This window comes from Streptomyces sp. NPDC040545, assembly GCF_055595065.1.
Genome location: NZ_JBVIWA010000012.1, coordinates 54388 through 68484, shown reverse-complemented (window position 1 = coordinate 68484; position 14097 = coordinate 54388). Strand labels below are relative to the sequence as shown.

Annotated in this window: 9 protein-coding genes; 4 read left to right on the top strand and 5 right to left on the bottom strand. The window is 71.3% G+C overall.

Going from position 1 to position 14097, the window contains the following annotated elements:
- Positions 1-17 precede the first annotated feature (17 nt).
- Together ACZ573_RS22675 and ACZ573_RS22670 are read left to right on the top strand one after the other, a co-directional pair.
- Complete coding sequence (locus ACZ573_RS22675; RefSeq protein WP_471306945.1) at positions 18-578, top strand: CGNR zinc finger domain-containing protein; 561 nt, start codon at positions 18-20, stop codon at positions 576-578.
- A gap of 273 nt (positions 579-851) precedes the next feature.
- Positions 852-4175, top strand: coding sequence for a S8 family serine peptidase (locus ACZ573_RS22670; RefSeq protein WP_471306942.1), 3324 nt, complete (start codon positions 852-854; stop codon positions 4173-4175).
- 85 nt (positions 4176-4260) lie between these two features.
- Here ACZ573_RS22670 and ACZ573_RS22665 read toward each other — a convergent pair whose 3' ends face one another.
- Positions 4261-5742 (bottom strand): M28 family metallopeptidase, encoded by a 1482-nt coding sequence (locus ACZ573_RS22665; protein ID WP_471306940.1) that lies wholly within the window; start codon positions 5740-5742, stop codon positions 4261-4263.
- A 260-nt stretch (positions 5743-6002) separates the two neighbouring features.
- On the opposite strand from ACZ573_RS22665, the gene ACZ573_RS22660 reads away from it, so the two are divergent.
- Both ACZ573_RS22660 and pepN read left to right on the top strand, forming a co-directional pair.
- The gene (locus ACZ573_RS22660) at positions 6003-7031 is read left to right on the top strand and encodes an aspartate-semialdehyde dehydrogenase (protein ID WP_471306938.1); all 1029 of its coding nucleotides are present in this window, start codon (positions 6003-6005) and stop codon (positions 7029-7031) included.
- Positions 7032-7172: 141 nt separating this feature from the next.
- Positions 7173-9758, top strand: a complete 2586-nt coding sequence (gene pepN, locus ACZ573_RS22655) for an aminopeptidase N (RefSeq protein ID WP_471306936.1) — start codon at positions 7173-7175, stop codon at positions 9756-9758.
- A gap of 117 nt (positions 9759-9875) precedes the next feature.
- Here the strand turns inward: pepN and ACZ573_RS22650 are convergent, their stop codons facing one another.
- The 4 genes from ACZ573_RS22650 to ACZ573_RS22635 are packed head-to-tail and all read right to left on the bottom strand — an operon-like array spanning position 9876 to position 14040.
- Positions 9876-10778, bottom strand: a complete 903-nt coding sequence (locus tag ACZ573_RS22650) for a LysR family transcriptional regulator (RefSeq protein ID WP_471306935.1) — start codon at positions 10776-10778, stop codon at positions 9876-9878.
- A gap of 10 nt (positions 10779-10788) precedes the next feature.
- Positions 10789-11718 (bottom strand): DMT family transporter, encoded by a 930-nt coding sequence (locus tag ACZ573_RS22645; protein ID WP_471306933.1) that lies wholly within the window; start codon positions 11716-11718, stop codon positions 10789-10791.
- Between the two features lie 41 nt (positions 11719-11759).
- Positions 11760-12692, bottom strand: a complete 933-nt coding sequence (locus tag ACZ573_RS22640; protein WP_471306931.1) for an EamA family transporter — start codon at positions 12690-12692, stop codon at positions 11760-11762.
- 52 nt (positions 12693-12744) lie between these two features.
- The gene (locus ACZ573_RS22635; protein WP_471306929.1) at positions 12745-14040 is read right to left on the bottom strand and encodes an MFS transporter; all 1296 of its coding nucleotides are present in this window, start codon (positions 14038-14040) and stop codon (positions 12745-12747) included.
- Between the last annotated feature and the right edge of the window lie 57 nt (positions 14041-14097).

Below are 14097 nucleotides of genomic sequence, written 5' to 3'. Positions count from 1 at the left end.
AGGCTCGAGGAGACGAAATGACGGCGGCGGACCCACGACCCCTGACCGGGGAGCCGGTCGCGCTCGACCTGCTGAACACCCGGTGGATGCGGGAGGGCGAACTCACCGACCTGTTCGCCGGCGCCTTCGGGCTCGGCCGCGTCGAGGGGCTGCGGATCTGGCTGGAGTCCACCGGGCTGGCCGGCCGCTTCCGCGCCGACGCCTCGACCCTCGTCCACCTGCTGACCGCCCGCGAGGCCCTGGCCCGCGCGGTCGCGGACCCGTCCGACGAGAGCGCCCGCGCCCTGATCGACGCCGTGCTGGAACACGGACGCATCCGCGCCACCCTGACCGCCGAAGGGCCGGGCGAGCGCGCCGAGTTCGACGATCCGAGCTGGGGGCCTGCCTGGACGGCCGCCCGGAACTACCTGGAACTGCTGAGCACCGCACCCGACCGGATCCGCACGTGCGCCTCCGAGACGTGCGTCCTGCACTTCCACGACACCTCGCGCAACGGCGCGCGGCGCTGGTGCTCGATGGCCGCCTGCGGAAACCGGGCGAAAGCCTCCCGACATTACGCGCGCACGCGCGAGCGCTGAGCGCGCGAAATCTGTCACACCTACACCGGGGCGCGATCGCGTCCCGGTGCCGACGTAGGGCCGCCAAGTCGATAAATCGACCGATCAGCCCCTACGGTTCGCACCGCTGTGCCCCGGTAAGGCCGCGCTGGCGCATTCTTCGCACTGGCGAGAGTCCGCCATGACAGGTCTCGGTCAATGACAACTCTCCCCAAAGAGCTGTCGCTTAGGCCAAGCTGACCGGTCATCCGGCACCGAAATCCGGACCGTATCTTTCACTTACCAGGGATGCTGATGACCCTCGAATCCCCCAGCTCCATACCCGGGGCCAGACGCGTCGCGCGCGTCGCGGCGGCGGCCGGTCTGGTCGCCGCTCTCGCGGCCACCGGCGCCGGGCCTGTCTTCGCGGCGACCGGCGCGGACACCCCGGGCACCTCGCCCGCGGTCAAGTCCGCCGACCAGAAGCTCGGTTCGGCCGACGCCGAGCTCCTGCAGCAGGCCAAGGCCAAGGGTGACGCGAACGTCACCGTCATGGTCGCGACCGCCCCCGGCCAGACCAAGCAGGTGGCGGACCAGCTCGGCTCGGTCCAGGGCGCCTCGGTGGGCCAGACGTACGACAACCTCGGTTACGTGCGCGCCACCCTGCCCACCGGCAAGGCCGAGGCCGCCCTGAAGGCGGCCACCAAGCTGTCCTCGGTGCACGGCATCGACCTGCGGCACGAGATCCAGCTGCCGGACCCGCGCCCCGACGCCGACCGTGCGACCGGCACGGTGAAGAAGACCGCCGCCGAGACCTACGCGGCGCCGGACAAGAACACCCCCGCGAAGAACCCGTACAACCCGTCCTTCGAGACCGGTGCGGTCGACTTCGTGGAGGACAACCCGCAGGCCGACGGCCGCGGCGTGACCATCGGCATCATGGACTCGGGTATCGACCTCGGCCACCCGGCCCTGCAGAAGACCACCACCGGCGAGCGCAAGATCGTCGACTGGGTGACGGCCACCGACCCGATCACCGACAACGACGCCACCTGGCGCCCGCAGATCACCCCGGTCACCTCCAGCGGCGGCAGCTTCACCGCCGGCGGCCAGAGCTGGAAGGCCCCGGAGGGCAGCTTCCAGTGGAGCCGCTTCACCGAGTCGATCACCGCCACCGGTGACATGGCGGGCGACGTCAACCGCGACGGTGACACCACCGACCGGTTCGGCCTGCTCTACGACGCCGCCGCCGGCACCGTCCGCGTCGACACCGACCAGGACGGCGACTTCACGAACAACGAGCCGATGAAGCCGTACAAGGACGGCTACCAGATCGGCTACTTCGGCACGGACAACCCGGCGACCGACGTCGCCGAGCGCATCCCGTTCGTGATCCAGATCCGCAAGGACGTCCCGATGGACCCGCTGGGCGGCGACTGGGTCGGCAAGAAGGCCGACTTCGTCAACGTCGGCATCATCGAGTCCGAGCACGGCACGCACGTCGCCGGCATCACCGCCGCCAACAGCCTCTTCGGCGGCAAGATGAACGGCGAGGCGCCCGGCGCCAAGCTCGTCTCCTCGCGCGCCTGCTCCTGGTCCGGCGGCTGCACCAACATCGCGCTGACCGAGGGCATGATCGACCTCGTCGTCAACCGCGGCGTGGACATCGTCAACATGTCCATCGGCGGCCTGCCGGCGCTGAACGACGGCAACAACGCGCGCTCCGAGCTCTACAAGAACCTCATCGACACCTACGGCGTCCAGCTGGTCATCTCGGCCGGCAACTCGGGCCCCGGCCTCAACACCATCGGCGACCCCGCCCTCGCGGACAAGGTCATCTCCGTGGGCGCGTCGGTCTCCAAGGAGACCTGGGCCGCCAACTACGGCTCCGGTGTGAGCACGAAGTACAACATGTTCCCCTTCTCCTCGCGCGGTCCGCGTGAGGACGGCGGCTTCACGCCGACCATCAGCGCCCCCGGCGCGGCCATCAACACCATCCAGACCTGGCTGCCCGGCGCCCCGGTGAAGGAGGCCGGCTACACCCTGCCGGCCGGTTACGGCATGCTCCAGGGCACCTCGATGGCCTCGCCGCAGGCGGCGGGCGCGAGCGCGCTGCTGATCTCGGCCGCCAAGCAGCACAACATCAAGCTGACGCCGTCCTCCCTGCGGGTCGCGCTCACCACCGCCGCCAAGAAGATCGACAACGTCCCCGCGCACGCGCAGGGTTCGGGTCTGATCGACATCCCCGGCGCGTGGGAGTCCCTCCAGCGCGACGCGAAGGCCAACGAGTTCACCGTCCAGGCGCCGGTCGACACCGCGATCGACCAGTTCCTGAAGACCCCGGGCTCCGGCACCGGCCTGTACGACCGTGAGGGTGGCCTCAAGGTCAACCAGAAGAAGGTCTACAACGTCGTCGTCACCCGCACCACGGGCGTCAAGTACGGCACCCGGCACAACCTGAGCTGGCGCAACAACGACGGCACCTTCAAGGTCATCGGCGGCTACGACTACGTCACCCTGCCGCTGAACAAGCCCGTCACCATCAAGGTCGAGGCCAACGCCAAGTCGGCCGGCGTCCACAGCGGCATCCTGCAGCTGGACGACGAGACCACCGAGGGCATCGACAAGCAGATCCTGACGACCGTCGTGGCTTCCGCCCCCCTGGCCGCGCCGTCGTTCGCCCTGTCGCAGAGCTCCTCGGTGCAGCGCAACAGCCACAAGTCGTACTTCGTGACCGTGCCGGCGGGTGCCAAGAGCCTGGAGGTCGCCCTCGGCGGTCTCGCGGCGGGCAGCCAGACGCGCTTCATCGCGATCCACCCGTACGGCGTGCCGGTCGACCCGACGGCCACGACCAACTGCTACCCGAACTACGACAACCCGGCCAACACCTGCCGCCCCGACGTGCGCTCGTACCCCGAGCCGACGCCGGGCGTCTGGGAGATCGAGGTCGAGGCCCGTCGTACGTCGCCGGTGCTCGACAATCCGTTCAAGCTGGACGTCTCCGTGCTCGGCGCGGCCTTCGACCCCGCGGTCAAGGTCCTGCCCGAGGTGAAGCAGGGCACCCCCGCCCCGGTCCAGTGGAGCGTCAAGAACTCCGGCGCGGCCATCTCCGGCGGCAAGCTCGTCGGCGGTCCGCTCGGTTCCGCGAAGGTCGCCAAGCCGACCATCGCGCCCGGTGAGACCCACTCCACCGAGATCGCGGTGCCCGCGGGCACCTCGCGCCTCGACGTCGCGATCGGCAAGGTGTCCGACACCGCCGCCGACCTCGACCTTGAGGTCTACAAGGACGGCGTCAAGGTCGGCTCGGCCGCCGACGGCGACTCCGAGGAGGCCGTGAGCCTGGTGAACCCGGCCGCGGGCACCTACACCGTCAAGGTGATCGGCTACGCGATCCCGTCCGGTTCCACCACGTACGACTACCGTGACGTGTTCTTCTCGGCCGCCCTGGGCTCCGTCCAGGTCGACGAGGCCGCCGCGGTGAACCTCGCCACCGGCGCCACCGCGCAGGTCTCGGCGAACGTCCTGGTCACCAGCCCGGCCCCCGAGGGCCGGCAGTTCTTCGGCCAGGTCCAGCTGCTCAACGCCCGCGGCACCGCCGCCGGCACCGGCAGCGTGCAGATCGAGAAGGTCCTCCCGTAGGACCCCGCAGCACGGAAACCCGAGGGGGCGGCGCTCTGACGAGCACCGCCCCCTCGGGCCGTTCCCCCGGGTCGTTCCTCCGCTCCTACTGCTTGCCGAGCGAGCGCAGCGACTCGGCGTAGGTGCCGACCGCGTGCGCGATCACGTCCAGGTTGGTGTCGAAGACGCCCAGGTCCAGGTTCTTCAGGTTGTCCCCCGCCCCGTGGTAGTTCGGGTCGTACGGGGCCCCGGCCGTGCCGCCGTAGCGCGCCGCCTGCTCGGCGGTCTTGATGCCCTCGGCGCCGGTGAAGGTGCCGCCCGCCGGGATGCCGTTCGCGATGAACGGACCGTAGTCGGAGCGGCCGTCGAAGTCACTGCCCTCGTGCGGCTTGCGCTTCTTGTCGAGGAACCCGTTGATCAGCGCCTCGATCTCGGCCGAGCCCGCCGGTCCCGCGCCCGCGCCCGTCCTGTCCGAGTCGTCGCCGTCGTAGACGAACTGCACCGGATTCGGCGAGGCGATCATGTCGAAGTTCAGATAGAGCGCGATGTCCTTCTTCTGCTTCTCGGACAGCTGCGCGACGTAGTGCTCCGAGCCCAGCAGGCCCAGCTCCTCCGCCGACCACCAGCCGAAGCGCACCTTGTTGGCGGGCCCCTTGCCCTTCTTGTTGGCGCCCTCGTCCGCGAGCTTCAGGGCCACCTCCAGCAGCCCGGCCGAACCGGAGCCGTTGTCGTTGACGCCCGGGCCCTCGGGTACCGAGTCCAGGTGGGCGCCCACGGTCACCACGCGGTCGGAGCGGCCGCCGCGGGTCTCGGCGATCACGTTGCGGGTGGTCTTCTTCACGTGCTCCTGGTCCAGCTCCAGCCGCACGCTCACCTCGCCCTTCGCGGCGGCCGCGGTCAGCGCCTCGCCGTCGGCCAGCGTGATGCCGGCGCTCGGGATGATGCCCTCGGCGGGCGAGGAGAACCCGCCCCGCACCGGGGTGGTTCCGCTGTGGTTGTAGACGATCACGCCGAGCGCGCCGGCCGCGGCGGCGGCCCGCTGCTTCTCCACGAAGGTGCACGCACCCCGCTTGACCAGCGCGATCTTCCCGGCGAAGGCACCGGCCGGGTAGTCGTCGGCGGTGCAGCCGGGGGTCTCGTCGACCCGGGCCAGGGCGAGCGGGGCGGCCAGGCCGCCGGCCGGGGTGGACTTGGTGAAGGTGAAGGCGGCGGTGGCCAGCTCGCGGGAGTCCTGGCCGAGGACGGTGGTCCTCTCCGTCCTGGTGTGCGCCTCGTAGATGTCGAAGTCCTGGTACGAGACCTGGTACCCGGCCTTCTTCAGCGTGTCGTACACGTAGGCGGCGGAGGCCGCGTGGCCCGGCGTACCGGCGGCGCGGTTGCCGCCGTTGGCGTCGGCGATCTGCTGGAACTTCTTCAGGTGGCGGTAGGCGCCCTTGGCGCTGACCTCCTCCACCAGCTCCTTGGCCAGCCTGCCCTCGCGCGGGTGGGCGGCCGCCGGCGTGGCGGTCAGCAGGACGGGCGCGGCGACGGCGGCCGCGAGGGCGGCGAGCGCCGGTATGGACCGGCGGCGGTGGCGGATGGCGCGCACGGTGGATCTCCCCGATTCGGTGGTTCGTTCTGCGGTCGGTCATGTCCGGATAACGGTCACGACAGACCGGACGTTAACCGGCTCCGACCAGGCAAAACGGGTGTTCAGGGGCCCCGCAACACGCCCGCCACGAACTCGCCACAGGGGTTCACATCCAGGACACCGTCCGTACCTCGGACAATGGATTGGACAAGGCTCGTGGGGTCGAACGCATGATGGCTCCACGCGCGCCCGCGTCGTACGTACCAAAAGGAGTCACCGTGAGGGTCGGAATCGTCGGAGCCACCGGACAGGTCGGCGGAGTCATGCGCAGCATCCTCGCCGAGCGGAAGTTCCCGGTGGACGAGCTGCGGCTGTTCGCCTCGGCCCGTTCCGCGGGCTCCACCCTCGAATGGGAGGGCCAGGAGATCACCATCGAGGACGCCTCCACGGCCGACTACGCGGGCCTGGACATCGTGCTCTTCTCCGCGGGCGGCGCGACCTCCCGCGCGCTGGCCGAGAAGGTCGCCTCCCAGGGCGCCGTCGTGATCGACAACTCCTCCGCCTGGCGCAGCCACCCGGAGGTCCCCCTCGTGGTCTCCGAGGTCAACCCGCACGCGGTCAAGAACCGCCCCAAGGGCATCATCGCGAACCCGAACTGCACCACCATGGCCGCGATGCCGGTGCTGCGCCCGCTGCACGACGAGGCCGGCCTGACCGCGCTGGTCGCCACCACCTACCAGGCCGTCTCCGGCTCGGGCCTGGCCGGTGTGGCCGAGCTCAAGGGCCAGGCCTGCGCGGTCTCCGAGACCGCCGACCAGCTGACCTTCGACGGTGGCGCGGTGGACTTCCCCGAGCCCGCCGTCTACAAGCGCCCGATCGCCTACAACGTGGTCCCGCTCGCGGGCAACCTGGTCGACGACGGCTCCTTCGAGACCGACGAGGAGCAGAAGCTCCGCAACGAGTCCCGCAAGATCCTGGAGATCCCGGAGCTCAAGGTCTCCGGCACCTGCGTGCGCGTGCCGGTCTTCTCCGGCCACTCCCTGCAGGTCAACGCCCGTTTCGCGAACCCGATCAGCGTCGAGCGCGCCTACGAGCTGCTGAAGGACGCCCCGGGCGTCGAGCTCTCGGAGATCCCGACCCCCCTGCAGGCGGCGGGCAAGGACGCCTCGTACGTGGGCCGCATCCGCTCCGACGAGACGGTGGAGAACGGCCTCGCGCTGTTCCTCTCCAACGACAACCTGCGCAAGGGCGCGGCCCTGAACGCGGTGCAGATCGCCGAGCTCGTGGCCGAGGAGCTGCGCGGCTGATCCCGCTCACCCGACGCGAGGGCGGCACCGTCACGGTGCCGCCCTCGCGCGCGTTTTTTCGCCCATGGATTAGTCCGAGGCGGTGGCGCTGTCCGGATGGCAGGATGGCCGGGCAACGTCACCATCGAAGGAGATGAACGCGTGCCAGGCACGAATCTCACCCGTGAAGAGGCTCAGCAGCGGGCCAAGCTGCTGACCGTCGACTCCTACGAGATCGAACTCGATCTCAGCGGCGCACAGGAGGGTGGCACCTACCCGTCCGTGACCACCGTGCGCTTCCAGTCGGCCGAGGCCGGGGGCGAGACTTTCATCGACCTGGTCGCTCCGGCCGTGCACGAGGTCGTCCTCAACGGCAAGTCCCTGGACGTCGCGGCGGTCTTCCACGACTCCCGGATCGCCCTGAGCCACCTGGCGGCCGGGGCCAACGAGCTCCGTGTCGTCGCGGACTGCGCGTACACGAACACCGGTGAGGGCCTCCACCGCTTCGTCGACCCGGTCGACCAGCAGGCTTATCTCTACACCCAGTTCGAGGTTCCGGACGCGCGGCGGGTCTTCGCCAGCTTCGAGCAGCCCGACCTGAAGGCCACGTTCCAGTTCACCGTGACGGCCCCCGAGGGCTGGACGGTCATCTCGAACTCGCCGACCCCGGAGGCCGCGGACGTCAAGGACAACGTCTGGCGCTTCGAGCCGACCCCGCGCATCTCCTCGTACATCACCGCGCTGATCGTCGGCCCGTACCACTCCGTGCACAGCTCCTACGAGGGCCCGGACGGCCAGTCCGTACCGCTCGGCATCTACTGCCGCCCCTCGCTCGCCGAGTTCCTCGACGCGGACGCGATCTTCGACGTCACCCGGCAGGGCTTCGACTGGTTCCAGGAGAAGTTCGCCTACGACTACCCCTTCGCCAAGTACGACCAGCTCTTCGTGCCGGAGTTCAACGCGGGCGCCATGGAGAACGCGGGCGCGGTCACCATCCGCGACCAGTACGTCTTCCGCTCCAAGGTGACGGACGCGTCGTACGAGGTGCGCGCGGAGACGATCCTCCACGAGCTCGCGCACATGTGGTTCGGCGACCTGGTCACCATGGAGTGGTGGAACGACCTGTGGCTGAACGAGTCCTTCGCGACGTACACGTCGATCGCCTGCCAGGCGTACGCCGAGGGCTCGAAGTGGCCGCACGCGTGGACCACCTTCGCCAACTCCATGAAGACCTGGGCGTACCGGCAGGACCAGCTGCCGTCCACGCACCCGATCATGGCTGACATCCGTGACCTCGACGACGTCATGGTCAACTTCGACGGCATCACGTACGCCAAGGGCGCCTCGGTCCTCAAGCAGCTCGTCGCCTACGTCGGCACGGACGCCTTCTTCAAGGGCGTGCAGGCGTACTTCAAGGCGCACGCGTTCGGCAACACGCGCCTGTCGGACCTGCTGGGCGCCCTGGAGGAGACCTCGGGCCGCGACCTGGCCGCCTGGTCGAAGGCGTGGCTGGAGACGGCCGGCATCAACATCCTGCGCCCGGAGGTCACCACCGACGAGAACGGTGTGATCACCGCCTTCGGCATCCGCCAGGAGGCGCCCGCGCTGCCCGCCGGCGCCAAGGGCGAGTCCACCCTGCGCCCGCACCGCATCGCGGTCGGCCTGTACGAGCTCCAGGACGGCGCCCTCGTGCGCACCGACCGGATCGAGCTGGACATCGACGGCGCGCTGACCACGGTGCCGGAGCTGGTCGGACGGACCCGTCCGGCGGTCTTCCTGCTGAACGACGACGACCTGTCCTACGCGAAGGTCCGCCTGGACGAGCAGTCCCTGGCCACCGTCACCGCGCACATCGGCGACTTCACCGAGTCCCTGCCGCGCGCCCTGTGCTGGGCCTCGGCCTGGGACATGACGCGTGACGGCGAGCTCGCCACCCGCGACTACCTCGCGCTGGTCCTCTCGGGCATCGGCAAAGAGTCCGACATCGGCGTGGTCCAGTCGCTGCACCGCCAGGTGAAGCTGGCCATCGACCTGTACGCCGACCCGGCGTGGCGGGAGCAGGGCCTGGCGGCCTGGACCGAGGCCACCCTGGAGCACCTGCGCGGCGCCGAGCCGGCGGGCGACCACCAGCTGGCGTGGGCGCGGGCCTTCGCGGCCAGTGCCCGCACCGAGGGACAGCTGACCTACCTGTCGGCGCTGCTGGACGGCGCGGCGGAGATCGAGGGCCTGGCCGTCGACACCGAGCTGCGCTGGACGTTCCTGGAGCGGCTCGCCGCGACGGGCGTCGCCGGGGAGCCGGCCATCGCGGCGGAGCTGGAGCGGGACGCCACGGCGGCCGGCGAGCGCCACGCGGCGACCGCCCGGGCGGCGCGCCCGACGGCGGAGGCCAAGGCCGAGGCGTGGGCCTCGGTGGTGGAGTCCGGCGACCTGCCGAACGCGGTGCAGGAGGCGGTGATCGGCGGCTTCGTCCAGACCGACCAGCGCGAGCTGCTGGCCCCGTACACCGAGAAGTTCTTCTCGGCGGTCAAGGAGGTCTGGGAGACCCGCAGCCACGAGATCGCCCAGCAGATCGCGGTGGGCCTCTACCCGGCGCTGCAGGTCTCGCAGGCGACGCTGGACGCGACGGACGCGTGGCTGGCCTCGGCCGAGCCGAGCGCGGCGCTGCGCCGGCTGATCTCGGAGTCCCGCGCGGGCGTCGAGCGCGCCCTGAAGGCCCAGGCCGCGGACGCCGCTGCCGCTCGGGTCTGACGGCTCGCGCCGTAGCCGGGGCTCCGCCCCGGACCCCGCGCCTCAATCGCCGGCGGGGCTGGATTTCCAGCCCGTCCGGCGTTTGAGGACCGGGTCCGGGCGGAGCCCGGGAAACCTCTACCGCCGGGCCGAAGCCACCTCGCGGAGGGCCGCGAGGACGTGGGACAGCGCGGGCGCGGATTCGGCGCCGCGGCGGACCGCGGCGATCACGTGGCGGGTCGGACGGTCGTGGGCCAGGACCCGGATCGTCCCGCCCGAGGCCCGGCTCGACACCATCCGGGGCACCAGCGCCACCCCCATCCCCGCCTCCACCATCGCCAGGATCGCGGTCCAGCCGGACGCCGAGTGCGCCTGTTCCGGGACGAAGCCCGCCGCCTCGCACGCGGACCGGGCGATCTCCGACCAGGGGCCGCTGCCCCCGTAGATCCACGGGTCGCCGGACAGGTCCGCCAGCCGCAGGCCGGGCGCGGCCGCCAGCGGGTGGCCCGGCGGGAGCGCCACGTCCAGCGGGTCCTCAAGGAGCGCCACCCGGGTGAACCGGGGGTCGCGCGCGGTCGGTGCGTGGGCCGTGAGGGACAGCGCCAGGTCCACGCCCCCGGCCGACAGGAGCTCGTAGGCTTCCGCGGCCTCCGTCTCCCGGACCCTGACCTCCACCCCGGGGTGGGTTCGCCGCAGCGTGGCCACCGCCGGGACCACGAGCGCCGGTACGGCGGTGGAGAAGGCGCCCACCCGTACCTCGCCCGTGTCCCCGGCGAGGTATCCGGCCAGTTCCGCGTCGGCCCGCTCCAGCTGCGCGAAGACCGCCTCCGTGTGCCGCAGGACGAGGTGGGCCGCGTCCGTGAGCCGCACCCGGCGGCCCTCGGCCTCCAGCAGCACCACGCCCAGCTGCCGGGCGAGGTTGGTCAGTTGCTGCGAGACGGCCGAGGGCGTCATGTGGAGCGCCTCGGCCGCCCTGGTCACGGTCCCCTGTTCGGCGAGGGTCCGCAGGATCCGCAGCTTCTTGATGTCCCACTCGGTCATGGGCCCGAACCTACCGCCGGGCACTCCCCAGCCCGACTCCGCCGAGGATGAGCGCCATGCACAGCAGCTGGGCCGGTCCGGTGTGCTCGCCCAGCAGCAGGAAGCCGAGCCCGGCCACGCACACCGGCTGGAGGTAGTAGACGACTCCGGCGCGGGCCGCCCCGATCATCGAGACGGCCTTGTTCCAGGCGAAGAAGGCGACGGCCGAGGAGAACACCCCGACGTACAGCAGTGGTCCGACCGTCCCGGTGGTGGCCTCGAAGCCGCCCTGGACGGAGACGGAGACGGCGTAGGCGGGTGCCAGCATCAGCGCGCCGAGCACGAAGGTGGTGATCAGGAAGGCCGCTCCGCCGAGTTCGGCCGGCCTGCGCCGCAGCAGGGCGCTGTACGTGGCGAAGGAGAGGGCGGCGGCGAACATCCACAGGTCTCCGGCGCCGAAGTCGAAGCCGATCGAGCCGTCCCCGACGAGCAGCAGCACCCCGAGGGCGGCGAGCAGGATGCCGAAGGTCCGCCGCTTGCCAAGCCGTTCGCCGCCGAGGCGGGCGTAGAGCGCCATGATGACGGGCGAGGCGGCCATGATCATGCCCATGTTGGAGGCGGAGGTGGTCAGTCCGGCCTGGTGCACGAGCGTGTTGTAGAGGGTGACGCCGAACAGCGAGGCGAGGGCGATGAAGCCGAGGTGCCGCCGGATCAGGGCCCGCTGCTGCCAGGCCTGGCGGGCGGCGAAGGGGGCGACGGCGAGCAGGGCGATGATCCAGCGCCAGAAGACCGCCTGGACGGGTGGGACGGTCTCGGCCATGCCCCGGGTGGCGACGAAGCTGCCGGACCAGACGACCGTCGCGAGCAGGGCGAGGAGCACGCCGAGCCCGGCGGCACCTTTCTTCCCCGTGCTGCCGGGCTTGGCTTGCGAGACGGTACGGACGCGGTCCATGACGGCCACTGTGGGTCTGCTCCTCGGGGTGGGCTGGTGGTGGGTGAGGACTACCGTCGCACCGCCTCATCCGTCAGGTCCATCGAAATGTTCTGATCATTCTTTTCAGCAGAACTGAACGATCGGGGCCTGCGGGCCGCCGCCAGCTGGCCGGCGACGGTGGCCCCGAAGGCGATCGCCATCCCGACGAGCTGGACGGGCGACAGCGCCTGCCCGAGGGCGGCCCAGCCGATGACGGCGGCGGTGAGCGGGGAGAGCGGGCCGAGCAGGGTGACCGAGGTGGCGCTGAGGGCTCCGATGCCGCGGAACCAGAGCCAGTACGCGATCCCGGTGTTGATCAGCATCATGTAGCCGTAGCCGAGGAAGGCCTTGCCGTCGAGCGCGGGCGGGGCACCCTCGACGAGGGCGGCGACGGGGATGATGAACAGTCCGCCCGCGGTGAGCTGCCAGCCGGTCATCGCCAGCGGGCCCACGCCCTCGGGGCGGCCCCAGCGCTTGGTCATCACAGTGCCGGCGCCCATGGAGGCGGAGGAGATCACACCGGCGACCACGCCGACCGCGTCGAGCCGGGCCTCGGCGGTCAGGACGACCATGCTCACGCCGAACGCCCCGACGACGGCGGCGAGCACGGTGCGCAGGCTCGCCCGCTCCCCGAGGACCAGCGCGGCCAGCCCTACGACGAACAGCGGGCCGGCGGCGCCCAGTACGGCCGCGACCCCGCCGGGGAGCCGGTAGGCGGAGAGGAACAGCAGCGGGAAGAAGGCGCCGATGTTGAGGATGCCGAGGACGGCGGACTTCCACCACCACTGCCCCTTGGGCAGGGTGCGGGCCAGCGCGGTCAGCAGCAGTCCGGCGGGCAGGGCCCGCATGACCCCGGTGAACAGCGGCCGGTCGGGCGGCAGCAGCTCGGTGGCCACGGCGTAGGTGGAGCCCCATGAGATGGGGGCGAGTGCGGTCAGGGCGACGGTGGCCAAACGCTTCATGGCAGGTGACTCCTGGATCGGACGGGGGAAGCGGGCGGGAGGACCGGCGGGCTCAGCCGGCGGCGGGCACGGGGACCGGCGCGGCGGAGGCCTTCAGAGCCACCGGGGGCTCGGCGTGCACGGCCTCGGCCGGCAGGTGCCGCTCCAGCCGGAGCAGCGCCAGGGCGGCGCCGAGGGCGGCGACGGCCAGGACGGCCCAGGGCAGGCGGCCGTCGACGTCGAGCAGGGCGGTGAAGAGGGAGGGGGCGAGCGCACCGGCCAGCGAGTAGGACAGCTGGTAGGTGGCCAGGTAGCGGCCGCGGACGGCCTCGGGGGCGGCGGAGACCGACAGGGCGCCGCCGGAGGGGCTGTGGACGAGCTCGCCGAGGGTGTAGACGACGACGATGGCCAGCAGGGCGATCAGGGTGGCGCTCTGACCGGGCTTCACGGTGCCGAGCACGATCTGCCCGGTGAAGGCCGCGGCGAAGAGCAGGGCGCCGAGGGCGGCCGAGCGGGTGCGGCGGGCGCCGGAGCGGCGGACCCGGCCCGCGATCAGTACGCCGATCCCGGCGCACAGCACGGTGTTGACGGTGAAGGCGGCTCCGGTGAGGGAGTCGGGGGCCGTCAGCCAGGTCGAGAGGTAGAGGGGGAAGAGGACGGAGAGGGCGGAGTAACCCAGCGCGGTGAGGAAGTTGGCGGCGGTGAGCCCGAGGAAGGGGCGGTCGCGCAGGACCGTCCGGTACCCGGCGTCCGGCGGCCCGGCGGTGGTGGCGGCCTCCTTCGCCCGGACCGCCCGGACCCGGCCGACGAGCAGTCCGGCGAGGGCGAAGGCCAGCGAGTTGCCCCAGGCGGTGTAGGTGAATCCGCCGGTGCCCCACAGGGCCAGCACCCCGGAGACGAGCAGGGCTCCCGCGCCCATACCGGCGTTCTGCAGCGCCCGGGTGGACGCCTGGAGCCGGTCGCGGGCGGCGCCCCGCGCCACCTCGCCGATCAGGGACTGCTGGACGACGGAGAACGAGCGGTCGGCGAGCGCGGTGACGAGGGAGACGGCCGCGAAGGCGGGCAGGGAGCTCGCGAAGGGGTAGAGGGCGAAGCCGAGCGCCCGTATCCCGTAGAGCACCAGGTTGACCCGCTTGGCGCCGAACCGGTCGACGGCCGTGCCGGCCAGCGGCATGAACGCCAGCCCGGCCAGTCCGGTGACGGTCATGACCAGGCCGACGACGGTGAGGGAGAGGCCGGTGACGTGGTGGAAGAAGACCAGCGAGAACGGGATGTACATACCGATCCCGACCGAGCTGATACCGATTCCGAGGAGCAGCGACCGCTCCCCCGCGACCTTCGCTTCCCCTGACGCGGCTGTCTTCCTCATGAATACGGCCATGACCTCTCCCCCAGACTCGGTTGCCGGTAAGTAGCTTACCGCTAA